This window comes from Aeromicrobium phragmitis (genome assembly GCF_003674095.1).
Taxonomy (GTDB): Bacteria; Actinomycetota; Actinomycetes; order Propionibacteriales; family Nocardioidaceae; genus Aeromicrobium; species Aeromicrobium phragmitis.
The window spans coordinates 1-314 of record NZ_RDBF01000255.1; the positions used below are offsets into that span (position 1 = coordinate 1).

Below are 314 nucleotides of genomic sequence, written 5' to 3' on the forward strand. Positions count from 1 at the left end.
GTGCCCGTGCCGCGCCACGATCGCCGCGCGCTGGCGGAGGCGTGCGCTCGCGCCGCGCGCGACGCCGTCTGACGCTACCGTCGATCGCATGACTTCCCCCTCCGCGGACATCGCCGTCGTCGGCGCGGGCATCCTCGGCCTCGCCACCGCCTTCGAACTGCAGCGCCGAGGCGCGCGGGTCACGCTCTACGAGACCGGCCGGCCCGGACAGGGGCAATCGGCGGGGCAATCGCGCATCTTCCGCCACGCGCACGCCGACCCGCGTCTCGTCGACTACGCGGTGACGGCGCGCGGGATCTGGCGGGAGTGGAGTG

Annotated in this window: 1 protein-coding gene; it reads left to right on the top strand. The window is 75.2% G+C overall.

Annotated features, from left to right (window positions below):
• Positions 1-88 precede the first annotated feature (88 nt).
• Positions 89-314 (top strand): FAD-dependent oxidoreductase (locus tag D9V41_RS17220; RefSeq protein WP_133434256.1); only part of this gene is annotated, 226 nt, incomplete at its 3' end.